Source organism: Acinetobacter sp. 16 (assembly GCF_033439925.1).
GTDB lineage: Bacteria > Pseudomonadota > Gammaproteobacteria > Pseudomonadales > Moraxellaceae > Acinetobacter > Acinetobacter junii.
This window is the reverse complement of sequence record NZ_CP137746.1, coordinates 2,298,375-2,322,416: the sequence shown is the minus strand read 5'-3', so window position 1 is coordinate 2,322,416 and position 24,042 is coordinate 2,298,375. Positions and strand designations below refer to the sequence as shown.

17 protein-coding genes, 1 tRNA gene and 2 pseudogenes are annotated in these 24,042 nt (G+C 37.9%); 5 read left to right on the top strand and 15 right to left on the bottom strand.

Annotated features, from left to right (window positions below; genetic code table 11):
- Positions 1-3: 3 nt before the first annotated feature.
- The 3 genes from R2H34_RS11350 to R2H34_RS11340 all read right to left on the bottom strand — a co-directional run bounded on the left by R2H34_RS11350 (position 4) and on the right by R2H34_RS11340 (position 1,755).
- Positions 4-79, bottom strand: a tRNA-Asn gene (locus R2H34_RS11350).
- A 146-nt stretch (positions 80-225) separates the two neighbouring features.
- Positions 226-852: a superoxide dismutase gene (locus tag R2H34_RS11345; protein WP_004963006.1), complete on the bottom strand. Its 627-nt coding sequence runs from the start codon at positions 850-852 to the stop codon at positions 226-228.
- A gap of 144 nt (positions 853-996) precedes the next feature.
- Entirely contained in the window at positions 997-1,755 is a 759-nt protein-coding gene (locus R2H34_RS11340) for a Nif3-like dinuclear metal center hexameric protein (RefSeq protein WP_087540436.1), read from the bottom strand.
- 189 nt (positions 1,756-1,944) lie between these two features.
- On the opposite strand from R2H34_RS11340, the gene R2H34_RS11335 reads away from it, so the two are divergent.
- Positions 1,945-3,123, top strand: coding sequence for a trypsin-like peptidase domain-containing protein (locus R2H34_RS11335; protein WP_039047493.1), 1,179 nt, complete (start codon positions 1,945-1,947; stop codon positions 3,121-3,123).
- A gap of 233 nt (positions 3,124-3,356) precedes the next feature.
- Here R2H34_RS11335 and R2H34_RS11330 read toward each other — a convergent pair whose 3' ends face one another.
- The 4 genes from R2H34_RS11330 to map all read right to left on the bottom strand — a co-directional run bounded on the left by R2H34_RS11330 (position 3,357) and on the right by map (position 8,464).
- Positions 3,357-4,571 (bottom strand): alginate export family protein, encoded by a 1,215-nt coding sequence (locus tag R2H34_RS11330; protein ID WP_318342269.1) that lies wholly within the window; start codon positions 4,569-4,571, stop codon positions 3,357-3,359.
- Positions 4,572-4,646: 75 nt separating this feature from the next.
- Positions 4,647-5,993 (bottom strand): MFS transporter, encoded by a 1,347-nt coding sequence (locus R2H34_RS11325; protein WP_004682636.1) that lies wholly within the window; start codon positions 5,991-5,993, stop codon positions 4,647-4,649.
- A gap of 391 nt (positions 5,994-6,384) precedes the next feature.
- Positions 6,385-7,446 (bottom strand): OmpW/AlkL family protein, encoded by a 1,062-nt coding sequence (locus R2H34_RS11320; protein ID WP_087540432.1) that lies wholly within the window; start codon positions 7,444-7,446, stop codon positions 6,385-6,387.
- Between the two features lie 193 nt (positions 7,447-7,639).
- A complete protein-coding gene (map, locus tag R2H34_RS11315) occupies positions 7,640-8,464 on the bottom strand; it encodes a type I methionyl aminopeptidase (RefSeq protein WP_004912307.1) in 825 nt (274 codons plus the stop codon).
- Between the two features lie 223 nt (positions 8,465-8,687).
- Between map and rpsB the strand changes: the two genes are divergently transcribed.
- Positions 8,688-9,440, top strand: coding sequence for a 30S ribosomal protein S2 (rpsB, locus tag R2H34_RS11310; protein ID WP_004912304.1), 753 nt, complete (start codon positions 8,688-8,690; stop codon positions 9,438-9,440).
- Positions 9,441-9,577: 137 nt separating this feature from the next.
- Entirely contained in the window at positions 9,578-10,456 is an 879-nt protein-coding gene (gene tsf, locus R2H34_RS11305) for a translation elongation factor Ts (protein ID WP_004955180.1), read from the top strand.
- A 65-nt stretch (positions 10,457-10,521) separates the two neighbouring features.
- On the opposite strand, the gene R2H34_RS11300 is transcribed toward tsf, so the two are convergent.
- The 8 genes and pseudogenes from R2H34_RS11300 to gloB all read right to left on the bottom strand — a co-directional run bounded on the left by R2H34_RS11300 (position 10,522) and on the right by gloB (position 21,822).
- On the bottom strand, positions 10,522-11,763 hold the full coding sequence (locus tag R2H34_RS11300; protein WP_087540428.1) for a multifunctional CCA addition/repair protein: 1,242 nt from the start codon (positions 11,761-11,763) through the stop codon (positions 10,522-10,524).
- Positions 11,764-11,857: 94 nt separating this feature from the next.
- Entirely contained in the window at positions 11,858-14,128 is a 2,271-nt protein-coding gene (locus R2H34_RS11295) for an NADP-dependent malic enzyme (protein WP_087540426.1), read from the bottom strand.
- 189 nt (positions 14,129-14,317) lie between these two features.
- Positions 14,318-17,192 (bottom strand): annotated as a pseudogene (locus R2H34_RS11290) (EAL domain-containing protein).
- A gap of 116 nt (positions 17,193-17,308) precedes the next feature.
- On the bottom strand, positions 17,309-18,028 hold the full coding sequence (locus R2H34_RS11285; RefSeq protein ID WP_004962992.1) for a 16S rRNA (uracil(1498)-N(3))-methyltransferase: 720 nt from the start codon (positions 18,026-18,028) through the stop codon (positions 17,309-17,311).
- A 22-nt stretch (positions 18,029-18,050) separates the two neighbouring features.
- On the bottom strand, positions 18,051-18,887 hold the full coding sequence (metF, locus tag R2H34_RS11280; RefSeq protein WP_004912291.1) for a methylenetetrahydrofolate reductase [NAD(P)H]: 837 nt from the start codon (positions 18,885-18,887) through the stop codon (positions 18,051-18,053).
- Positions 18,888-18,961: 74 nt separating this feature from the next.
- Positions 18,962-20,344: an adenosylhomocysteinase gene (ahcY, locus tag R2H34_RS11275; RefSeq protein WP_004912289.1), complete on the bottom strand. Its 1,383-nt coding sequence runs from the start codon at positions 20,342-20,344 to the stop codon at positions 18,962-18,964.
- 298 nt (positions 20,345-20,642) lie between these two features.
- Positions 20,643-20,849, bottom strand: coding sequence for a hypothetical protein (locus R2H34_RS11270; RefSeq protein WP_004676939.1), 207 nt, complete (start codon positions 20,847-20,849; stop codon positions 20,643-20,645).
- 241 nt (positions 20,850-21,090) lie between these two features.
- On the bottom strand, positions 21,091-21,822 hold the full coding sequence (gene gloB, locus R2H34_RS11265; protein WP_004912285.1) for a hydroxyacylglutathione hydrolase: 732 nt from the start codon (positions 21,820-21,822) through the stop codon (positions 21,091-21,093).
- A gap of 369 nt (positions 21,823-22,191) precedes the next feature.
- On the opposite strand from gloB, the pseudogene R2H34_RS11260 reads away from it, so the two are divergent.
- Together R2H34_RS11260 and R2H34_RS11255 are read left to right on the top strand one after the other, a co-directional pair.
- Positions 22,192-23,177: pseudogene (locus R2H34_RS11260) on the top strand (hypothetical protein).
- On the top strand, positions 23,171-24,040 hold the full coding sequence (locus tag R2H34_RS11255) for a histone deacetylase (RefSeq protein WP_318342268.1): 870 nt from the start codon (positions 23,171-23,173) through the stop codon (positions 24,038-24,040). The pseudogene R2H34_RS11260 and the gene R2H34_RS11255 overlap by 7 nt, the downstream one beginning before the upstream one ends.
- The last annotated feature ends 2 nt before the right edge of the window (positions 24,041-24,042 follow it).

Genomic DNA, 24,042 nt, shown 5'->3' with positions numbered 1-24,042 from the left:
AGATGGCTCTCCAACCTGGGCTCGAACCAGGGACCTGCGGATTAACAGTCCGTCGCTCTACCGACTGAGCTATTGGAGAATCTGATGCGCATTTTAGGGATGAATTTCAGATGCGTCAACAAGAATAGTAAATAAAATGAATTGTTTGCTTGATAATTATTCTTTTATGATTGGATAAATAAAAAAACTGCCCGAGATGGGCAGTTTTTACGCAAGAAATAAAAATTATTTCTCTACACCAGCTGGCTGACCAGCTAATTTAGCGTTAGCGTAGTCCCAGTTCACTAAGCTTTCTAAGAAAGTAGCGATGTATTTTGGACGTAGGTTACGGAAATCGATGTAGTACGCATGTTCCCATACGTCAATTGTTAATACTGCAACTTGACCGTGTGCAAGTGGAGTATCTGCGTTTGAAGTTTTAGTAATTGATAATTTACCGTTAACTTCATCAGCAACTAACCAAGCCCAACCTGAACCGAATTGAGTTGTTGCAGCAGCAGTGAATTCTTCTGCAAATTTTTCATAGCTACCAAAAGCTTCTTCGATTTTTGCAGCGATCGCGCCAGTTGGTTTACCACCACCGTTTGGCTTCATGCTGTTCCAGTAGAATGTATGGTTCCATACTTGAGCAGCATTGTTGAAAATTCCTGCTTTAGAAGCATCACCAGCAGATGCTTTGATGATCTCTTCTAAAGATTTACCTTCAAGGTCTGTGCCTTTGATCAAGTTGTTTAAGTTAACAACATAAGTATTGTGATGTTTATCGTGATGGTATTCTAAAGTTTCGCGAGTAATATGCGGAGCTAAATCATCATAGCCATATGGAAGTGCAGGTAAAGTAATGGTTGTCATGTTCCAATCCTTGCAATTGCTGGGTTTTACGTTAAGTCGCTCTATTGTAAATGATTCCAAACACAATAGGGCAGTCTTTTAAAGAACGATATACAATAAAGGTTCAATTAAAAACGATAAATGAAATCGGATTATTCAATTTAATTAAATCGGGTTGTTTAACTCAAAATAATCTGTTTCTACTGAAAATTGTGTTGCGATTGCCTTAGCTAAACGTTGAACGCCATAACGTTCTGTTGCATGGTGACCACATGCAAAATAATGGACATTTTGCTCTTTTGCTTCGTAGAAAGTGCGTTCGCTGACTTCACCAGATATGTATGCATCACAATTAGCTTCAGCTGCTTTTGCAATGAAGTCTTGAGCGCCTCCAGTACAAAAACCTACCTTGTGAATAGTGTTCTTGCTGCAAGGTAAATGGAGAATATTAAAATCAAAAATATTTTTTAACTTTTCTTGGAACTGTTCAGTGCTTAATGGACTTTCTAGGTAGCCAATATTGCCAATTGGATGCTTTTCAAATGGATCCAAAGCTTCCAAATGGTTTAAACCAATTAAATCTGCAATTGCGGCATTATTACCAAGCGTGGGATGTGAATCCAAAGGTAAATGGTAAGCCACTAAAGAGATATTATTTTGGATTAATTTTTTAATTCGATTTCCACGCATTCCTGTGATTGGATACGGTTCGCCTTTCCAAAAGTAACCATGATGTACGAGCAAAACATCAGCATTTTGCTCAATTGCTGCATCAATTGCATCTTCAGATGCTGTGACAGCGCAAAGAATTTTATTAACTTCAGTTCGACCTTCAATTTGTAAGCCGTTAGGAGCATAGTCTTTAAATTCGTTGGTTTTTAAAGTTTGATTACACCATTGCACAATTTCATGCAAATTAGCCATGCTTATCCTCAGATTGTTAACACTCTCATTGTGAATAATAAAAACATATTTTTAAATGTAACTAAAGCTAGACAAAACTTTTTTAACTTTTGCATTGATTTTAAGGTATTTACTTTACAATGATAGAAATTTCTAGTTCATCAATATTTTACTTACTCATAAACTAATTTCGCCTAGAGGATAATAGACGTGCGCCGTGCATTTACATGGTTACCTTGGGTATTACTCATTCTTGTTATATTTAGTTTTCTGGCTTGGCAGAGATTTCATCAACCTAAACCAACAGTTGCAGCTGATGGTGTAAAAATGCCTGCTGAAAAAGTTGAACCTCTGATTGATACGACACGAGCTGGTGGCGTTGTTTCATATAGTGCTGCAGTTAAAGTTGCTGCACCTGCTGTAGTCAATATTTTTACTACACAAAAAGTGAAACAGTTGAATCATCCATTGCTCAATGATCCTGTATTTCGTGAGTTTTTTGGTAATCAGGTGCCACAACAACCACAGAATGAAAATAGTTTAGGTTCTGGAGTAATCGTTCGTGCAGATGGTTATATTCTGACGAATAATCATGTGATCGCTCAGGCTGAACATATTGTGGTTGCTTTGCATGATGGTCGTCGTGCAGAAGCGAAAGTGATCGGCACTGACCCTGATACTGATCTAGCTGTGATCAAGATTGAGTTGGATAAGCTTCCTGTATTGCCATTCAAATTGAGTGGTAATGAAGTTGGTGATGTCGTTCTCGCAATTGGCAATCCATTTGGTGTAGGGCAAACCGTGACTCAAGGGATTATCTCTGCCACTGGTCGTTCTGATCTTGGTATTAATACTTACGAAGACTTTATTCAAACAGATGCTGCAATTAACCCAGGTAACTCTGGCGGTGCATTAATTGATGTCGCTGGTAATTTAATCGGTGTAAATACCGCTATTTTCTCGCAATCAGGTGGATCACTTGGAATTGGTTTTGCGATTCCTGCAAATGTCTGCCAACAGGTTCTAAATTCAATTTTGAAAGATGGACGTGTTGTGCGTGGTTGGTTAGGTATTAGCTTAATTCCGAACACGGTCGAGCAAGATGTATTAGCAGCCAAATCTGTGGGTGTTGTTGTTGCAGATGTTTTACGTGGTGGACCTGCGGATGAAGCAGGGGTGAAGCGTAATGATAAAATTATTCAAGTGAATAATGAGCAGATTACATCCGCATCTCACTTAATTAATTATGTAGCATTACAAGCACCTGAAAGCATCATTAATGTGATCGTTGAGCGTGATGGAAAACAACAAACGCTGCAAGTGAAAGTTGGTGAGCGAAAAGTTCAACAAAATGCTCAGTCACAGTACATACCATTACCAAAACGTTAATCAAAGAAAAAAGCTTGCTGAAGGTCAATCAGCAAGCTTTTTAGTTTTTTTTAAGCTTTTTTATTTTTCATTTAACCAGTCAATTCTTATGTTTTGATGACAGTTTTATGATGCTTTGATGACATTTCATCGCAACTTAACCTTTTCAATTTCTGCAACTTGGTTAATAAAGTGAATCAAATGAAATGATTAAGTGCATTCAATTTCACTGGATTAAAGTGAATGGTTGTTGATCAATATTTATAATCGACCTGTAACCATAATTTTTGTGTATCAGCACCAAAATCATTTGCTTGATAGTCTGAATATTTTGCTAGAGCAGATAAACCTTTGATTGGTAGGGTATGGCTATAAGAAATTGAATATTCTTGACCGTAATCTATATTCTTTTCCTCGCTTCGATATTGATGCAATTCCGTACCCAGTTTTCCTTTGCTGAAAATATTAAAGTTAGATGTGATGTACAAGTCTTTCAAACCATTGGCAGGTGTCGTTAAGAACATATCCGTCCAACCATTAAATTTATGTTTGGTTGCTAATGGTGTTTGGAATGCAATTTTTCCATCATCACTACCAAGAACTTCATAACCAATCGAAATGTCCCCAATAGTTGTTGATTGACTCGATATATTGTAACCCAGCTCAAGAGCATAGTAGTCAGCATCATAATCGGTTGGTTGGTCTGCATATTCTGTTTGATTTGCATATTCTGCTGAATATTTGAAGTCATTTTTCTTACCTGTCACTCTCAAACCATAGGTTTGATTTGACCATGCAGCAAGATCTTCAAAGTCCATCAAATAACCATAAACCACAGCATTTAAAAGAGGGTCGTAATTCATTTTGGCTTGAATCAAATGAATTTTACTTTCTTGTTTACTCGCTTGGGCTTGAATGAACTTAGGCTCAGGTTCTTCACTACCAAAAATTGTATTGACTTGATCAATATATGAATAAAATAATCCAAATTCTTTGCAAGGTTTATAGTTCAAACTTACAGCGTCAAAGGTTTGATCATTCTGTCTCCAAGCAACTGCACCTACAAAACGTTGATTATCTAAATTAATTGTTTGACGACCTACGGTTAAATCAAAATTAGGGTTGTAAACATATTTTAAATAGGCTTGATTGAGTTGCAAGTTTTCAGCATCAGGAACAGTGCTGTATTGAGTTTGACTATTTCGAGTGCTATTAAATTCATCATTAATCTCGACTGTACCTTCACCTTGAACGAATGCACTTAGACCATACCATGAACCCGTTTGGATCGCAGGACGAATACGTAATGTCCATGCATCAGCATTTTTGAGCGTATTATCTTGATCAACAAGATCATAACGTAAGCGAGTATCTAAGCTAAGTTTTGTTTGAGAGAAAAAATTATCTGATGCTGAAGTAAGGGTAGATAAACATGCAAGCGTGATTAATGAATACGAAAATTTATTCATCGCAGTATCCTTAATAAAGTATTTGAATTTGGAGAGAGGGAGGATGAGAAAGCCCCATCCTCTAAAAGTACGCATTTAGGTTGTTAAATTACGCTCAAGCAAAGCTTGTTCATATAATTCTTTTTCTTTGTCTTTGTGTTCAACTGAGAAGCGAATGAGAACGACAGTGAATGCAGCTACAGTCACAAGGCATCCCAAAATCATCAGACAAGTTTGAACATCAAGTAAGCCTTTTAATAAGAAACCTGCTGCGACTGCACCCACATTTCCGCCTGCACCAATAATACCTGCCACGCCACCAAGTGCATTACGATCAATAAATGGTACTAAGGCATATGTCGCACCGCATGACATGTGTGTAAATAATGCAAACACAGTCATCGTGATGATTGCCAAACCAATTGTATTCATTTGAGAGAATAAAATGAGGAATAAGCCTTCAAGTAAAATCAGGATGAATAAAACTTTTGTACGACCATCTAATCCTTTAGTAAGTGCCACTTTATCCGATACGATACCACCAAGTGCACGAGCGAATAGTGCGAGAAGACCAAAGATACCCGCAGTTAAACCTGCTTCTTTTAAACCCATGTTGAAGTGGTCGACGTAGTACATTGCTGCAATATTATGAATGAAGATTTCGATACCGAAACATGCTGCATAAGAGACAAATAGGATCCATACGCGGTAGTTACGTGCTGCCTGCATTAAAATCGCCATTCCACCTTTTTTACCGCTACCAACTTCGACACCGTTCGCACGTAATTCTTTGAAATCACCTTGTGGACAGTCTTGAGTGAGTTTCCAATAAAGTACACCGACAATCACCATCATAATGCCAGGTACAAGCAGTGCAATTCTCCAGCCCATTGCTTGTTCTACACCAAACATCACAATTGCACCGAGAATTAACGGCATGATTGCTTGTGTTGCACCACCACCTGCATTTCCCCAACCTGCAGATGCTGCATTTGCTGTACCGACAACGTTAGGCGCAAACATAACGCTGGTATGGTATTGAGTAATAACGAAGCTCGCACCAATTGCACCAATTAAAAGGCGGAAGAAAAGGAACGACTCATAGGTATTTGCTGCTGCAACACCGAATACTGGGATACTCCCCAAGATTAATAATGCGGTGTATGTTTTACGAGGTCCGTACTTATCGCAAAGTGGACCAACGATTAGGCGAATCAGAATAGTGATGGCAACAGCCGCAATATTGATATTTGCAATCTGATCTTTGGTTAAATTAAATTCCCCTTTAATAACTGGCATTAATGGCGCACATGCAAACCATGCGAAGAAACACACGAAAAATGCAAGCCATGTCATATGGAAGGCGCGCATCGCAGGAGTGGAAAAGCTGAATAATTTTATTTCAGTCGCTTTTTTTGCATCTAAATTCATATTTGAAGACATAGCCTTCTCCTGAACTGAACGTTATTAATTTTGCTTCGCAATATTTGCGAGAGCACATCGAACAGAACGGACATCGTTGGCCGTCAACAAAAAAGTTTGTGAATCTACGTTGATTCATCATGAAGGATATATAGCAAGTGTCATGCCAGAAATTATTTTCAACCAAATGAATAATTTAAAGTTCTAATTAATAAAATTTTTATAATTAAAATCTATTGTGTTTTTTGTTTAAGTAAAAAATAGCGCAATCTTATGTATGAGTTATGTTTAATTCTATTATCAGAAATTGCACTGAAATGGCTTTTTTTGTGTGCGCAATTATTCTTCATAATGTTTTAAAACATGGCGAAAATAAAAAAGCAGCCGAAGCTGCTCTTATACGTAACTCATCTTAGAATCGATAACCGACTCCGACATAAGTGATAAGTGGGTCAATATCAATTTTGGTATTAGCTCGAATAAGCTCTTTACCTGTATTTTTATCAGTTACGTAAATTTTGGCTTCATTATTCATTTTTGAATATGAAACAGAACCAACAGCAAACCAATTTGGATTAAAGTCATACGTTGCTCCTAAAGTTACGATGGGGGCGAAAGTATCTGTTGCTTCGAGTTTAACAATAGGATCGGCTGAGGATGTTTTTCCATCCAATGCTGCACCCGCTTGTCCATCGTGAATGTTTTGGATCATGTGACCCGCTTTGATGAGATCAGACTCAATACCAGAATTCATTTTTAAGTCATTAAAATATGCATACATCACGCCTGCACCGACATAAGGACGAAATTTATTTACTCCAGATTTTCCAAACTGATAGTGCAGTTCAACGGCAGGTAACCACGCCCGTGCTGTTGCTGCTTTACCACCTTGTGTCAGATCAGTGATATGAATATCTTGCTTTAAATCGATTGACCCAAGTGATGTATTGGCTGAACCTGATAATGGGGCATAAATATTTCCTTTGCCTTGTATATCAACTTTGGGCGGAATTCCTGCTTTAATTTCCAGTGATAAATTATCAGTGAAATGGTAATTGGCCATAATACCTAAGGTATCAACATCATCAGCTTCTAGTCCAGTGCCTTGAGCCTGCCAATTAGATAAACCATTAATCGTTGCAGTTCCTGTTAGTAATGAAGGAAGAGTATCAGTAGGTAAAATTTTGATGGCGTCGTATAAAAGTGGGTTTGAACTACGATCTGCAGCATCCAATACAGATTGTTTAGATACAGAACCTACCTTAGATGACGTTCCTTCAGCTACGCTGGTATTGATATTAACTGGATTGGCACTTCCTTGAGGCATAGCATGTAACCAACCTGCTGAAATGGAAAAGCGTTTAAAACCATCACCATCTTTTAAACTAAAATAAGATGATTCAGCAAAACTAATAGTCGGTAATAGGCTAGCAACTCCTAAACTTAGGGAAAGGTAAAGCTTGTGTTTTTTCATCAGAAGGACTCCATGTCCGATTTATTGAAACTTTTTATTCTCAAAAGATAGCGTTTTTTACTAAATAGTTTGTTTAGTTAAAATTTATAATTGTTATTCTTATGAATGTTTTTTGTTTAATTCAATTAACTAATAAATTTTTTTAAGCATAAAAAAAGCTACCGAAGTAGCTTAAATGAAACAAAGAAATCGCTTACATGAAGCGAGATAAATCTTCTTCTGGACGAGCGGTAAGGACTTCAATACCAGTTTGAGTTACTAAAATAGTATGTTCATATTGTGCGGACAACTTATGATCTTTTGTGACAACAGTCCATTTATCACCTAATAATTTTGTTTGCCAAACACCAGCGTTCACCATTGGTTCAATAGTAAAGGTCATGCCAGCCTCTAAACGCATTCCTGTACCTTTTTGGCCGTAGTGTAGAACTTGTGGTTCATCATGGAACACATTTCCAATACCATGACCACAATATTCTCGAACTACGCTAAAACGCTCAGACTCAACATATTGTTGAATAGCATGTCCGATATCACCTAAATAAGAACCATCACGTACAGTCGCCATACCACGATACATGGCTTCTTGTGCAACCTGACACAAACGGTTTGCCAAAATAGACGTCTCACCACCTACGATATACATCATATTGGTATCGCCGTGATAACCGTCTTTGATTACTGTGACATCAATATTTAGAATATCGCCGTTTTTTAAAATTTTATTTTCAGATGGAATACCATGACAAACGACATGGTTAACAGATGTGCAAATTGAATGTTGAAATGCAGGTCGACCTGGAGCTGCACCATAACCTACACAAGCAGGAATAGCATCTTGTACATTTTCAATATGATTGCGACAGATTGTATCGAGTTCTAAAGTACTCACTCCCGCTTTAATATGCGGTTTAATCATGTCTAAAACTTCAGCCGCCAATTTCCCCGCGATGCGCATTTTTTCAATTTCATCGGGAGTTTTGATTAATCGACGAGGAGCTGTATAAGTCGTGTTCATGATCTCTAAAAACTTTTGGTAATTCGCAAGCGTCTATGGTATAAATAGCCGCCTATTTTATCAAATGCTTTTCGTGACTATTTTCTAAATAAGAAGTGGTTCGAAAAAATGATAAGTAGTTATACAAAATCCGCACATATATCGTCACATTACTCTGGGTGCCTAGCAATAGGTGGAGAATGCGGATATATGGAGGCCTAACCCAAACTTTAAGGTAAAGAAAATGGCAGATTACAACGTAAGCATGCGCGACCTTCTTCAAGCAGGCGCACACTTTGGTCACCAAACTCGTTTCTGGAACCCAAAAATGCGTCAATACATTTTTGGCGCGCGTAACAAAATTCACATCATCAACCTTGAGCACACTGTTCCTGCGTTAAATGATGCATTGAACTTCGTTAACAACTTGGCGAGCAAAAAGAACAAAGTATTATTCGTTGGTACGAAACGTGCTGCTTCTAACATCATCCGTGAACAAGCTCAACGTGCTGGTCAACCATATGTAGATCACCGTTGGTTAGGTGGTATGTTGACGAACTGGAAAACTCTTCGCCAATCTATCAACCGTTTAAAAGATCTTCAAACTCAATCTCAAGATGGTACTTTTGCTAAGCTTACTAAACGTGAAGCTTTAGAGCGTACTCGTGAGATGGACAAGCTTGAACGTGCTTTAGGCGGCGTTAAGAACATGGGTGGTTTACCTGACGCATTATTTGTAATCGATGTTGACCACGAAGCGATTGCAATCAAAGAAGCTAAAAACTTAGGTATTCCTGTAATCGGTATCGTTGATACAAACTCAAACCCAGATAACGTAGATTACGTTATTCCTGGTAATGATGATGCGATCCGTGCAGTAACGTTATACGCTTCAGCTATGGCTGACGCTATCATTGCTGGTAAAGAATACGCTCAATCACAAGCGAACGCTCAAGCAAAAGGCGATGACGCTGCGAAAGACGCTTCTGAGGCTTAATGCGTTTTGACGCAAGCTTGTCATTTTTGCGACATGTAATGGTGGCAAATTAAAGCGTCGAGATTGCAAACGGTCCAGAGTTTCTTTGGGCCGTTTTTGTTGAACAGATTTATTTTCTACCGATTTAGGAGATCAACATGACTGCAATTACTGCAAGCATGGTAAAAGAATTACGTGACCGTACTGGTCTTGCAATGATGGAATGCAAAAAAGCATTAACAGAAGCAAACGGCGACATCGAACTTGCAATTGATAACCTTCGTAAATCAGGTCAAGCAAAAGCAGCTAAAAAAGCTGGTAACATTGCTGCTGATGGTGCGATCACGATCATTCAAAACGGTAACAAAGCGATTCTTGTTGAAGTTAACTGTCAAACTGACTTCGTTGCTAAAGACGACAACTTCAAAAACTTCTCTGACAAAGTTGCTACAGCTGCTCTTGCTGCTGGCGAAACTGATGCAGCAAAAATTGCTGAACTTAAGCTTGAAGACGGTGCTACTGTAGAAGAAGCTCGTGTTGCGCTTGTTCAAAAAATCGGTGAAAACATCCAAGTTCGTCGTGCACAAATCGTTGAAGGCGAAAACTTAGCTGTTTACAAGCACGGTTTAAAAATCGGTGTTGTTGTTTCTTATACAGGTGATGCAGACACTGGTAAAGGTATTGCAATGCACGTTGCTGCGTTCAACCCAGTTGCAGTTAATGCTGAAGCTGTTCCAGCTGACTTAATCGCTAAAGAGAAAGAAATTGCTGAAGCGAAAGCGTTAGAATCTGGCAAGCCAGCAAACATCGTTGAGAAAATGGTAACTGGTTCAGTAGAAAAGTACTTGAACGAAGTTGCTCTTGATCGTCAAATGTATGTTATCGACAACGACAAGAAAGTTGCTGATGTATTAAAAGCAACTGGTACAGTTGTAGCTCAATTCGTTCGTTTCGAAGTAGGCGAAGGTATTGAGAAGAAAGCTGAAATGAGCTTTGCTGATGAAGTTGCTGCTGCTCAAGCTGCTGCTGCTCAATAATTTTTATTGAATCAGTAAAATAAAAAAACCCAGTCACTTTTGACTGGGTTTTTTTTATGCAAAAATTATGATGCAGATGATGGCTCATCATGCTGTTCTTTAAATTTAGCCAAAGCATCAATGCGATATTGAATCAACATTTCACCTATTTCAACACCTTGAATATCTGGCGGTAAATCTTGAGCGCGTATTTTTCTCACAATTTCCATCGCATCTAAGATGTATTGTGCTTGTGGATAGGGGCGATTCTCTAAACCTAAACGACCTTTGGCATCACATTCACATGCCTGAACAAATGCCTGAACTTTCTCAGGTTTGCGTAATACATCTAAACGTTGTAATAAGCGCCATAGCGTGCCAGGTTTAAGATTTTTGGCTTGGTGACATTTTAAATGCTCTTTACAAACGATAAGCGCCAAATTCTTGAGTTGTGTAGGAACTTTTAAGCGATCAGAAATATCACCAACAGGTTTTAAACCTCTTTCTTCATGCATAATATGCTTCGGTAATTCCTCAGCAGGTGTGAGCGCCTTTCCTAAATCATGTACAAGTACTGCATAACGAACGTCTAGGGCGTAATTTGCTAAACAAGCTTGTCTTAATGACATTAATGTATGAATACCACAGTCAATTTCTGGGTGGAATTCGGGGCGTTGTGGAACACCAAATAATGCATCAATCTCAGGAAACAAAACTTTGAGACCATTACAGTCTTTGAGTGTTTGAAAGTACACATCGGCATGATCTTCCATCAATGCACGAGAGGTTTCTTTCCAAACCCGTTCAGGTGTTAGTGCATCTAATTCACCAGAACTTGCGATTTCGCTCATTAGGTTTAATGTTTCTTCAGCAATCTTAAATCCGTAAGCTGTATAACGTGCAGCAAATCTTGCAACGCGTAAAACACGGAGTGGATCTTCAATAAAAGCATCTGAGACATGACGAAGAATTTTTTGGTTAAGATCATTTTGACCACCATATGGGTCATAAATATTTCCATTTTCATCCATTGCCATTGCATTGATGGTGAGATCACGACGTATTAAGTCTTCTTCTAATTTGACTGTTTTATCGGTATGAAATTGAAATCCATGATATCCCACGCCAGACTTACGTTCTCTACGCGCGAGAGCATATTCTTCTTTTGTTTTTGGATGAAGAAATACAGGGAAGTCTTTACCTACAGGTTGAAATCCATCTGCGAGTAATTGTTCGGGTGTTGCTCCGACCACCACGTAATCTTTTTCGTGATAGGGGTGCCCAAGTAAATGATCTCTGACAGCACCGCCTACTAAATAAACTTGCATAAAAAACCTCTATTCTTCACACAATCATGCAACAGAATAGAGGTTTTCTCAAGCATTAAGCGAAGCTTTTCTCGAAAAGCTCTGCTTAAGATAATCAGTTTTGACTTTGCTGAATTTCTGCAACCGTCAATGCTGTCATATTAACTAAACGACGTGTTGTTGCCGTTGGGGTTAAGATATGAACTGGCTTAGCAGCACCTAATAAAATAGGACCAATAGTAACGTTGTTACCAGAAGTTGCTTTTAAGAGGTTAAATGAAATATTCGCTGCATCAAGATTAGGCATGATCAAAAGATTTGCTGAACCTTTAAAGCGTGAGTTCGGGAATGCAAAATGACGAATATTGTCGTCTAATGCTGCATCACCATGCATTTCACCTTCAACTTCAAGCTCAGGAGCTTGTTCTGAAAGTAAACGGAAGACTTCACGCATCTTTTGAGCACTTGGGTCAAACTGATCACTACCAAAACTAGAATGAGAAAGCAGAGCAACACGAGGTGTCATACCAAAGCGACGAACTTCTTCAGCAGCTAAAATTGTCATTTCAGCAAGCTGTTCAGCAGTAGGGTTAGTATTTACATAGGTGTCTGCAATAAATAAGTTGCGATCTTCAAGCATCAGCGCATTTAAAGTAAAGAATGTACTGCGACCTTCTTTTAGTCCAATGACATTTTTAACGAAATCTAAATGGATATCGTAGCTTGAATAAGTACCACACAACATACCATCAGCTTTGCCAAACTTCACCATCAATGCTGCGATTAGTGTTGAGCGACGACGTGCTTCACGCTGAGCATACTCAACTGTTACACCTTTGCGCTGCATCGTTTGATAATAGTCTTTCCAGAACTCATCATATAAAGGGTTTTGTTCTTGATCTGCGATTTCAATGTTTACGCCATGTTGTAAGCGTAAGCCTAATTTCTTGATATTCGCTTCGATCACAGTTGTACGACCAATCAGGATTGGTTTAGCAAGACCTTCATCAACAACGATTTGTACTGCACGCAACACGCGTTCGTCTTCGCCTTCAGCATAAGCAATACGTTTAGGATCAGATTTAGCTTGAGAGAAAATAGGCTTCATCAAGAATGCTGAGTTGTATACAAATTCAGAAAGACGCTGACGGTAAGCTGAGAAATCTTCGATAGGACGAGTTGCTACACCTGAATCCATCGCTGCTTTAGCAACTGCTGGTGCAATTTCAAGAATCAAGCGTTGATCAAGTGGGCGAGGAATTAAATAATTACGACCAAATGAAGCTGATTTCTCGCCATACGTTGCAGCATCTGCTTCAATATGAGCCATGCGAGCGATTGCATGTACACATGCGATCTTCATTTCTTCATTAATTGTAGTTGCACCGACGTCTAGTGCACCACGGAAGATATATGGGAAACAAAGCGCATTATTAACTTGGTTCGGATAGTCTGAACGACCAGTCGCCATAATAACATCAGGACGAACTTCGTGAGCATGCTCTGGTAAGATTTCTGGATCTGGGTTGGCTAAAGCAAAGATAATTGGGTTTTCAGCCATTTCTTTAACCATTTCTTTGGTTAAAATGCCAGCTGCTGAAAGACCTAAGAACATATCAGCGCCAGCCATTACTTCATGTAATTGCGTTGCTTGAATGTCTTGTACATAACGTTTCTTTGATTCATCTAGACCATCACGTGAAGTTGTGAGTAAACCACGAGAGTCAGCCACGATGATATTTTGTTTATTTACACCGAGTGCACACAATAAATCTAAACAAGAGAGGGCAGCTGCACCCGCACCTGAAGCGACAATTTTAATATCTTCGATTTTTTTATTTACGATTTGCAATGCATTTAGAAGTGCAGAACCAACAATAATACTTGTACCGTGTTGGTCATCATGGAACACAGGAATTTTCATGCGTTCGCGTAATTTTTTTTCGATATAGAAACATTCAGGTGCTTTGATATCTTCTAGATTGATACCACCAAATGTTGGTTCAAGAGATGCCACGATATCGACGATTTTATCTGGATCATTTTCAGCGATTTCAATGTCGAAAACATCAACGCCAGCAAACTTCTTGAATAAAACGCCTTTACCTTCCATTACAGGTTTAGAGGCAAGAGGACCAATATTACCCAAACCAAGCACGGCGGTACCATTACTCACGACTGCGACTAGGTTTCCGCGAGCTGTGTATTTCGCAGCAGCAGAAGGGTCACGTTCGATTTCCAAACATGGAGCAGCAACACCAGGAGAATATGCAAGCGCTAAATCTCGTTGGTTAACGAGCTGCTTGCTAGGTGTCACACTGATTTTTCCTGGGGTTGGAAATTCATGGTAATACAAAGCGGCTTGTTTTAAAGATTGATCGTCCATCTGAGTCTCGATTGTTCCGATAATAATCAGGATATATGTCTGATTATTATATTAAGATAAGTGCACAAGAATATAGCACTAGTTCACGCATTCGCCCAGTCAAAATAACTTATTTTCACTGAACGTATGTGCTTATTGACAATTTATTTTTTGATCAAAATAAACATTCAAAAAGCTCGAATTGTAATGTTATATGGAATATCTCGCGGTTGACATTCTCATGTGTTGTTGCAAGTAGTCTGTAGCATCCGAAGCAGTTAAAGGTTTCGCAAATAAGTAACCCTGTAATATGTCACAATTTTGTCGCTTCAAGTAGTCACGTTGCTGTTCAGTTTCTACACCTTCAGCAACAACTTTTAAGCCAATGGTTTTACCCATGGCAATCATGGCATTAACTATCGCATCTTGCTTTGGATCACCAATTTTTGAAATGAATGCACGGTCAATTTTTAAAATGTCAATTGGATATTCGGTTAGGTAGGCGAGTGAAGAATAACCAGTCCCGAAGTCATCTAATGCAATTGAAATATTGCGTTCTTTGAGTGCACAAAGCACCATTTTTACGTTTTCAGTATTTTCTAAAAACGCAGATTCAGTGATTTCTAATTCAAGATTTTCCCCACCAATTGAGTATTGATCTAACACAGCATCAATATCTTGAAGCAATTGTCCCCGCAAGATTTGTTGAGCAACAATGTTTACAGCAACGTGTATGTGTACAAAGCCAAGTTTTTGCCAAACTTGAAGTTGACGAGCTGCCTCATAAAGTACAAAACGACCAATATCAGAAATTAGACTTGTACTTTCAGCAAGTGGAATAAAGATATCAGGCATGATTAAGCCTTTTGTTGGATGCTTCCAACGAATCAGGGCTTCAAAACCTGTAATATTGGAATTTTGAGTATTTATTTTTGGTTGGTAATACACCACAAGTTCTTTATTTTGAATTGCTTTTCTTAGATCAAGTTCCAAATCCGTATGTTTAGCCACAAAGTTTGTGCGTTCGCTTGAGTAATAACGGATGGTATTTCCACCTAAACGTTTGGCTTCTGTGAGTGCTTGTTCTGCATGAGTATTTAAATTATCTACTTGGCGTCCATGTTCAGGGTAAATTGCAACACCAATCGAAATACTAACCACATGTTCTTGATCTGCAATGTAGAAAGGTTTGCTAAAGGCTTCCACGATATTATTGCAAATTTGATGAATTGGAGGGTGCAAAGGGGACATTTCATAGATGATTGCAAAATCATCAGCACTTAAATGAGCGACCAATAATGCATCTATATTGCTGATTCGTAGGCGTTGTTCAACTTGTTTTAAAAGCTCATTACCAGCTTGATTACTTAATAATTCATTTAATGCACGGAATCGATCTATATTTAAGCGAATGACGGCTAGATGCTGAATCGATGCTTCATTTACCAAGTATTGATGGAGTTGTTGATGGTAATAAAAGCGATTTGGTAGATCAGTTAAAGTGTCATAATTGGTTAAATATGATAAGCGTTGTTCTTGGTGTTTACGTTCACTTTGATCTGAAACGATACCGATATAATTTAATACTCGATCAGACTCATCTTTAACTGCATTGATATGTATCCAAAGAAAACAAGATTTTTCAGATAGATAGGTTTCTTGGAACTCTCCTTCATATTCAAATTCTTCATGTAAAGTATCGAGAATAGAGAGATGAAAATTTAAGTGATGTTGTTTAGTCTGTTTTGTGATTTCGAATAAATGTTTATTCAAAATATATTGTTTGTCTAAACCAGTAAGTTGTTCATATTTTGGATTGACTTCAAGATAGTTAAAGTTTTCATCTAGAATAAAAATACCTTCAGATGCTTGTTCAAAAACACTTGCGGCTAATTTTAGTCGTTCTTGATCTTTCTTTTCTTGATTAATGTCTCGATGAATACCAACCATTCTTAGTGGAGTACCGTCTTTTGGATTTCGCTGAATCACCTGACCAACATCATGAATCCAACTCCAATCACCATTCGAACGTTTTATTCTGAAGGTTTCTTCATAACGTTTGGTTTGACCACACAAATGACTATATATCGTATTTTTTACACGTTCAGCATCATCAGGATGAACGATTTTAATCAATAGTTCGTAATGATTCTCTGAATTGCGTGTCACTTCTTTTTGGTGAGAATTTGTTACACCAACCGTATTCTCTTCAAGATTCCATTCCCATGGACGGATTCCAGCAGTTTCATGCGCAAATGCTAAATTTTGACGATGCTCTTCGAGTCGCTCATTCATCTTAGTAAGATCCTATGTCCGTTCACGTACTTTCTGTTCCAATAAATGGTTATTGAATTGCAGTTGTGCCTCGATATCTTTAGATTTATTTACTTCTCGCTGCAATTGTTGGCATAGTTCTTCAGTCCATTGGTTATGTTGTTCTGCAACATCTATCAGTTGCTTATTTTTTTCAAGGATCAAAGAAACGTTTATGAATTTTGAACGTTGCATGTGCACATAATAAAGTTGCAACAAAAGAAAAATAATAGGCTACATAAAACAAAGTATGTTCTTGGTCTCTATTTATAATTTGAGAAAGAACAAGAGGGAGAACACTAGGAATAAAAAACAAGAAAAAATAGCGAATATGCTGTGTTAAAAAGGTCAGCGAAATAATGTGTGATGATGTGAGGAGTAGTGCAGTTAATCTGAGAATATGAGAGTGTGAGAGATGGGGAACATCTTTAATAAGCATTTGGCTAATTACCACACTGCCTACACCCAGTAAGCTACCTATACAAAGACAAATCAGTTGAAAAGTCAGATTGGTTTTTTTTGCATGACGAACGGATGTGTAATGTTTAAGCGAGAAGTTGCAGATAATTAAAAAAATACTTAATAGAATTAGTGAACTTATCGTCCAAATAGAGAAGATGTTTAAATCAAATGAATAGAAAAAACCGAATAAAAAATAATCGATTAAAATAATGAAGATTACGCTTACAACAAATAGACGTATATGGTTAGGATAATTAATCTGATCCGTATATATAAATTGTGGCAAATTTTTTTCCAGAACCCCTGACATATAAAGAATAATCCTTTTCGTTTTTTATCAGTGTTCACAGTCTTTATTTTTTTGTAAACACTATAGAGTTTTGTTTTAAATTAACGCTAAACACAACTGAAAGCAAATGAAATGTATCAATTGCTAGCAAAGTGATAATTTAAAATTGATAAAGCCACGACCGGAGCTGTTTCTGTCCTTAGAACACGATCTCCGATACACCAATTTACAAATCCATGTTGATTCGATAGCCCAATTTCTGATTCACTCAGACCACCTTCTGGGCCAATCAATAAAGCGAGTTCTGGTTGTGCATCTAGTAATACATTTTTCTGATCTTTGTTCGGCGCCATTACAAAACGTGATATCGGCAGATCTGTTTGAATCCATTCTTCGATTGAAATTGGAGCTAAAACTTTGGGCACAATATTCATCCCACATTGTTCACAAGCTGCGACTGCAACTGATTGCCAATGGTCTAATTTCTTTTGATCACGGTCATATTTAAGACGCATTTCACAACGATCACTGGTTAATAATTGAATCGTTGTCACACCAAGTTCAGTTGCTTTTTGAATCGCATAATCCATGCGATCACCTTTGCTCATCACTTGACCCAAAATCACCTTGAATGGTGCAGTTCGATCGATTGCTTCAAAATGATCAACAGATACGAAAGCATTTTTCTTGTTAATTTCAGTTAGCGTTACACGATATTCACCACCTTTTCCATTAAAAAAGATGGCTTTTTCTTGTACTTTCGCACGAAGTACACGAACCCAATGATGAAATACTGACTCAGTTAATTCAATCGTGTTGCCAGTATTTAATTCAGTTTCGATATAAAAACGATTCATGCTTGGGTCGTGCTCGTAGAAATTAGTTTAAACCTAAATCAACAACAAGTTGTCGGGTTGGTTCAGTTTGGTTCATTGAGTAAAAATGTAGCGTAGGTGCTCCACCAGCAATTAAGCGTTCACAAAGGTTAACGATGACTTCGTGACCAAATGCTTTAATGCTTGCGCTGTCATCACCATAAGCTGCAAGTTGCTTGCGAATCCAACGTGGGATTTCTGCACCTGTACCATCCGCAAAACGAATCAAGTTGCTTGCATTTGTGATCGGCATAATACCCGGTGCGATAGGAATATTAATTCCTGATTTCGCTAAGCGTTCGATGAAATAGAAATATGCATCAGGATTAAAGAAGAATTGGGTAATTCCTGCATTTGCGCCAGCTTGTACTTTTTCGACGAACCGTTGGATGTCTGCATCAAAACTTTCAGCTTGTGGATGCATTTCAGGATACGCAGCAACTTCGATATGGAAATGATCACCTGAATGTTCGCGTATGAATCGAACTAAGTCTTGAGCATACGGAAGTTCACCTAAGCCAACCTGACCAGAAGGCAAGTCACCTCTTAGTGCAACGATGCGGTCAATTCCTTGTGATTTGTAAAGATCAAGAAGTTCAGCAATACGTGCTTTGTCATCACCAATACAAGAAAGGTGAGGTGCAACTGGTGTGCCCTTACCATTAAAATCATTAATCGCTGCCAAAGTGCGTTCACGGGTTGAGCCACCAGCACCGTAAGTAATAGAAAAAAACTCAGGGTTGAGAAGTTGTAACTCTTGATGAACAACACGTAATTTTTCTGCACCAGCATCAGTTTTCGGTGGGAAAAACTCGAAAGAAATAGGCACTCGTTTCGTCATTTCAAATCCTTTTATAAATTACTGAGAAGATTTTATAAAAAAGGGCAGTCCGTGAAACGTCTGCCCTAATTGTCTTAGTATTTATAAGCGTCAGATTTGAATGGGCCTTCAACAGGTACACCTAGATAGTCCGCTTGAACTTGAGTTAATTGAGTTACTACACCACCAAAGCCTGCAACCATTGCCGCTGCAACTTCTTCATCTAATTTCTTAGGAAGAACTTCAACACGAATAGCCGCTTGCTTTTGATCAGCTGGTAAATCTGCAAATTTCTCAGCGAAAAGATGCATTTGTGCGAGCACTTGGTTTGCAAAAGAACCATCCATAACGCGTGATGGGTGACCTGTTGCATTTCCAAGGTTCACTAAACGACCTTCAGATAAAAGGATGAGATAGTTATTTTCATCTTCTGAGCGGTACACTTGGTGAACTTGAGGCTTCACTTCAACCCATTTATAACCACGTAAGTATGCCGTGTCGATTTCAGTATCAAAGTGACCAATGTTACATACCACAGCACCAGCTTTTAAGCTGTCTAACATTGCTGAATCACACACGTGGTAGTTACCAGTAGTTGTGACAACAAGGTCGGTATTTGATAACAAGTCTTGATTAATATCTTCTTTCTTGCCAGTTTGAACGCCATTTTTATATGGAGAAACAACCTCGTAACCATCCATACATGCTTGCATTGCACAGATAGGATCTATTTCTGTCACACGAACAATCATGCCTTCTTGACGTAAAGACTGAGCTGAACCTTTACCCACATCGCCATAACCAATCACTAAAGCACGGCGACCAGAAAGTAACATATCAGTTGCACGTTTGATTGCATCATTTAATGAGTGACGGCAACCATATTTATTGTCGTTTTTAGACTTAGTAATCGAGTCATTAACGTTGATTGCAGGAACTTTAAGAGAACCATCTTTCCACATTTCCAACAAACGTTGTACACCTGTTGTGGTCTCTTCAGTAATACCGTGGATGCGCTCTAAAAGAGCAGGGTATTTGTCATGAACAAGTGCAGTCAAGTCACCGCCATCGTCCAAAATCATGTTGGCATCCCAAGGTTTGCCGTTCACATTGATTTGTTGCTCTAAGCACCACACATATTCTTCTTCAGTTTCGCCTTTCCAAGCAAAAACAGGAATACCACGAGCTGCAATTGCAGCAGCAGCATGGTCTTGTGTTGAGAAGATGTTACATGAAGTCCAACGAACTTCTGCACCGAGTTCAATCAAAGTTTCAATAAGAACTGCTGTTTGGATTGTCATATGAATACAACCCAAAATTTTAGCGCCAGCAAGTGGTTTAGCAGCTGCATAACGCTTACGTAAGCCGATCAAAGCTGGCATTTCTGCTTCAGCAAGTTTGATCTCTTTACGACCGTAGTCAGCAAGGGAAATATCAGCAACTTTATAATCTGTAAATGAAGCATTCACCGCGTTCATCAGGATCTCCTAGAAAAAATAGTATTGATCATTCAGTTCGCGGATGCCGTTGTTGGTTAAAACGAATGTTTAACCGATCGTCGAGCCTGGCATGTGATTTATAGTCATAAATCAAATGTCGCAGCATCCCTCGACTAGGACATTATAATACTTGGAAAACTGTTTTGTTCCAATGTTATTTTTTCGAGAGATGGTTATTAAGTGAGAGATTGAAATTAAAAAAGCAAAGTTTGATTAGGTCTCTTTTATGTTTTAGGGCTTCATGTCCGTTTGAAACCCTAAATAATTAGCATGAACATTATGCTTTTAAATGGTCTTCAAATTCTTCACCGAGTTGCATTGCTAAAGCATTTCCTGATAAGTCACCTGTAACCAAGCCGTATTCTTTTTTAAAACTGAAAGTGAACCCGCGATTGTCTGCTAAATTTTTCACCGAATAACCTAATTTTTCTAACCAAATACGGAAAGCCAATAAATTTTTTGCTTTAACAACTCTGTTTTTCATAACCAGTACTCCTTGTGAATCATTATTCATTAATAGGGGTTGATGAATTTTTTTTAAAGGGGGATTGCATATATTTATTTTTCTAGATGTAAATAATGTAAAACTAGAGTAAATTTTTAATACTAATTTTTGAGAATTAAAAAAATAACTAATTGTATTATATTGAAAAATAAATTATTAAAGTGATATTTGATAAGCTGAAAAGCAATAAATCTGTGAAATTATTGATTAACCTAAAATTTTAAAATTGATCTTTCAGACTGCGAATGCGAGCAAACTCTTCAGCATTTTCTGTGCGTAAAAATGGATTGGTTTCTAGCTCAAGTTCTATCGTAGAGGGTAGGGTGATTTGATCTGATTCTCTTAGCATTTTTACTTGCTCGAAACGTTCTTGAAGAAGAACATTGTGAGGTTCTATGGTTAACGCAAATTCAGCATTCGAAAGTGTATATTCATGAGTACAATATACTTTTGTCTGAATAGGCAAAGCTGCCAATCTATTCAATGAATGATACATTTGCTCAGCAGTACCTTCAAATAAGCGACCGCATCCCATTGCAAACAAAGTATCTCCACAAAACAAAGAATCTATTTCTTCAATAAAATAAGTGATATGACCTAAAGTATGCCCAGGAGTTGCAATTACTTCAATTTTTAAATCATTAAAGAAAAAATGGTAATCATGCTGTAAAGGGTTTGAAAGGTAGGGAATTTTGCTGAGTTCATCACGCGGACCATAAACCAGAATGTTTTGCTCAGCCAACAAGCCTTCTACGCCATTTGTATGATCAGGATGCCAATGCGTCAGCCAAATTTGTTTAAGGTGTAATTGATGTGTTTCACAAAAATCCGTGACTAGTTTCGCTTCTGTTGGATCTACAACAATCACTTCATTTGTACGTGTATCTTCTAACAACCAAATGTAATTTTTTAGGTTGTTTTTAACATCGATAACGTGGATTTTGTATTGCATAAACTATCCCTAAAACAGTTATTAAAATAACTTTTGTAGATCAATCAGAAAATCATTACTTAACAGTGTAAGTCCAAATTGTGACAAGTGCAAAAGCATGAACAGCTTATCAAGTGACTTATTGACCTTTCACGTCATTATATGACCTATCTAATCTAGGGTTGTATTTAAGGTTGACAAGTGTAGTAAATTGCATGAATATGAAATCAGAAGTCCTTATAAGATTATGATTTTTATGGGGCTTTGACAAAGAGTGGAAACTCGATATTTGAATAATAAACTCGAGCTAATATATCTAAATAAATAATTATGAATAAATGAAAGGGATGAAGTGGTGCTTGTGGGATATAAGAAGAATGAGGAGGGATTATGTCTGAATTAGTTGATCATGAAGTTGTCACTATTTTTAAAAAATATTTGCATCCCTTATCAGCAAAACTCACTGAAATGTTGAATGAACATTTCAGCCATCAAACTGAAAGACGGGGATGTGGTTATACACAAGCCACACGGGTAATAGCGGAGTTTGTTTCACAACCACGTGATTTAATTGGCTTTCAAGACTTACGCATTTTTGATGACTACGATACCAAAGCACTAAGAAATATTTTAAATCAATCTTCGTCATATGGTTTGGAGTTATCTACATGGCGCAATTTGGATCAAAATCCACAAGTGATTGAGAGTTTAACTCGTTTGAATCCCCAAGAAACATTTACCCAAAACCTGCAACAAGAATATGATTTTCAATCGAAATTAAGAACACTACATCAATATGCAGAGTTAGAAGAAAGTATACTGATATGTCAGTTACTTGCAGATATTATTCTTCCACAAGATTCAACAGCCTTAGATATGATTGAATGTCTTGCGCTGACCGAGAAGCCTAAAGTAGGTTCCTGTCCTATGGCGGAGAAGTTCTTTTTAAGAATTGCACATCATCGACTTCTTAGACAAGGCGAGATAAATATTTTTGTAGATGAACATGATCAACCGATAATGATGGAAAAATGAATATGGGTGATAATCATTCCTGTATCAGTTTAGTTCCTTTGATCATGAATGGTGTACGGTTACCAGCAGGGAGTCTGTTTTCTGCACAATATGAGATAGAGAACTTAGAGAAATCAAAAAATAAACAATATAAAGGTTATGTGATTCCGATTTCTCAGATGAATGGTTTTTGGTTTTTAAGATTGACGACATTAGCTGTATCTCCTCAAAATCGAGCGCGCGCTTTTGGTTATCATTTCAAGCAACAAGTCGATAACGGGCTATTTAGACCTGATTCAACTGAATTGAGTCAATTGATGGAAATTGCTCGAGATCAGTTATGCGTAGAGCATCCATGCTAAAAGCTTGTTATTCACCTCGATATTACGCAAAGACACATACCAACAGTATGGAGAAGCTTTCAGCTGTGGCGGAGGTCTTGCACCAGCAACAAATGGTAGAATTTGTTGATCCCGGAATAATAGATGTTGAGATTTTAAAAAAGTTACACAACCCTCAGTTTGTTGACGCCTTTGTAACAGGTGAAAGTTCTTTCGCAACTATCCAAGGATTTAAACCGTGGAATGAACAATTACGTGATGCAATTTTGTCAGTACAAGCAGGACAGTTGGTTGCTGCTGAGATCGCTTTTAAAGAGGGTGTGGCAGCCAATATTGCCCAAGGTTTTCATCATGCTAGTTATGAGTCGGGTGCTGCATATTGTACTTTTAATGGCCTAGCATTGGTGGCAAAACAATATCCAGAAAAGCGAATTTTTATTTTGGATTGTGACCAACACGGTGGTGATGGTACTGCCATTTTTACTAACCGCCTGAGTAATCTTGTGAATTTTGGAATTTTTGGGATTCGATTTGGTTGTAAAGCTGGTGAGCGTAGTCTGACGCGCTATATACATCCTAAACAAGGGAATTTTGATTTATATCGGGAAGCTGTATATGAGGCATTTCAATACGCTTCTCGTTGGGAAGCAGACTTAATTATTTATCAAGCAGGGATGGATTGCCATCAGCATGATAAGTATGGGTCTAAATGGTTTACGACAGAATTGTTATATGCTCGAGACTATTTGGTTTTTGATATGGCAAAAAAAATGAAAATTCCAATTTTGTTTGTTTTAGCTGGTGGATATCAACAATTAGAGGATTTGGTACCATTACATGTAAATACCTTCAAAGCTGCAAATGAGATTTACTATTCTATGTAAAT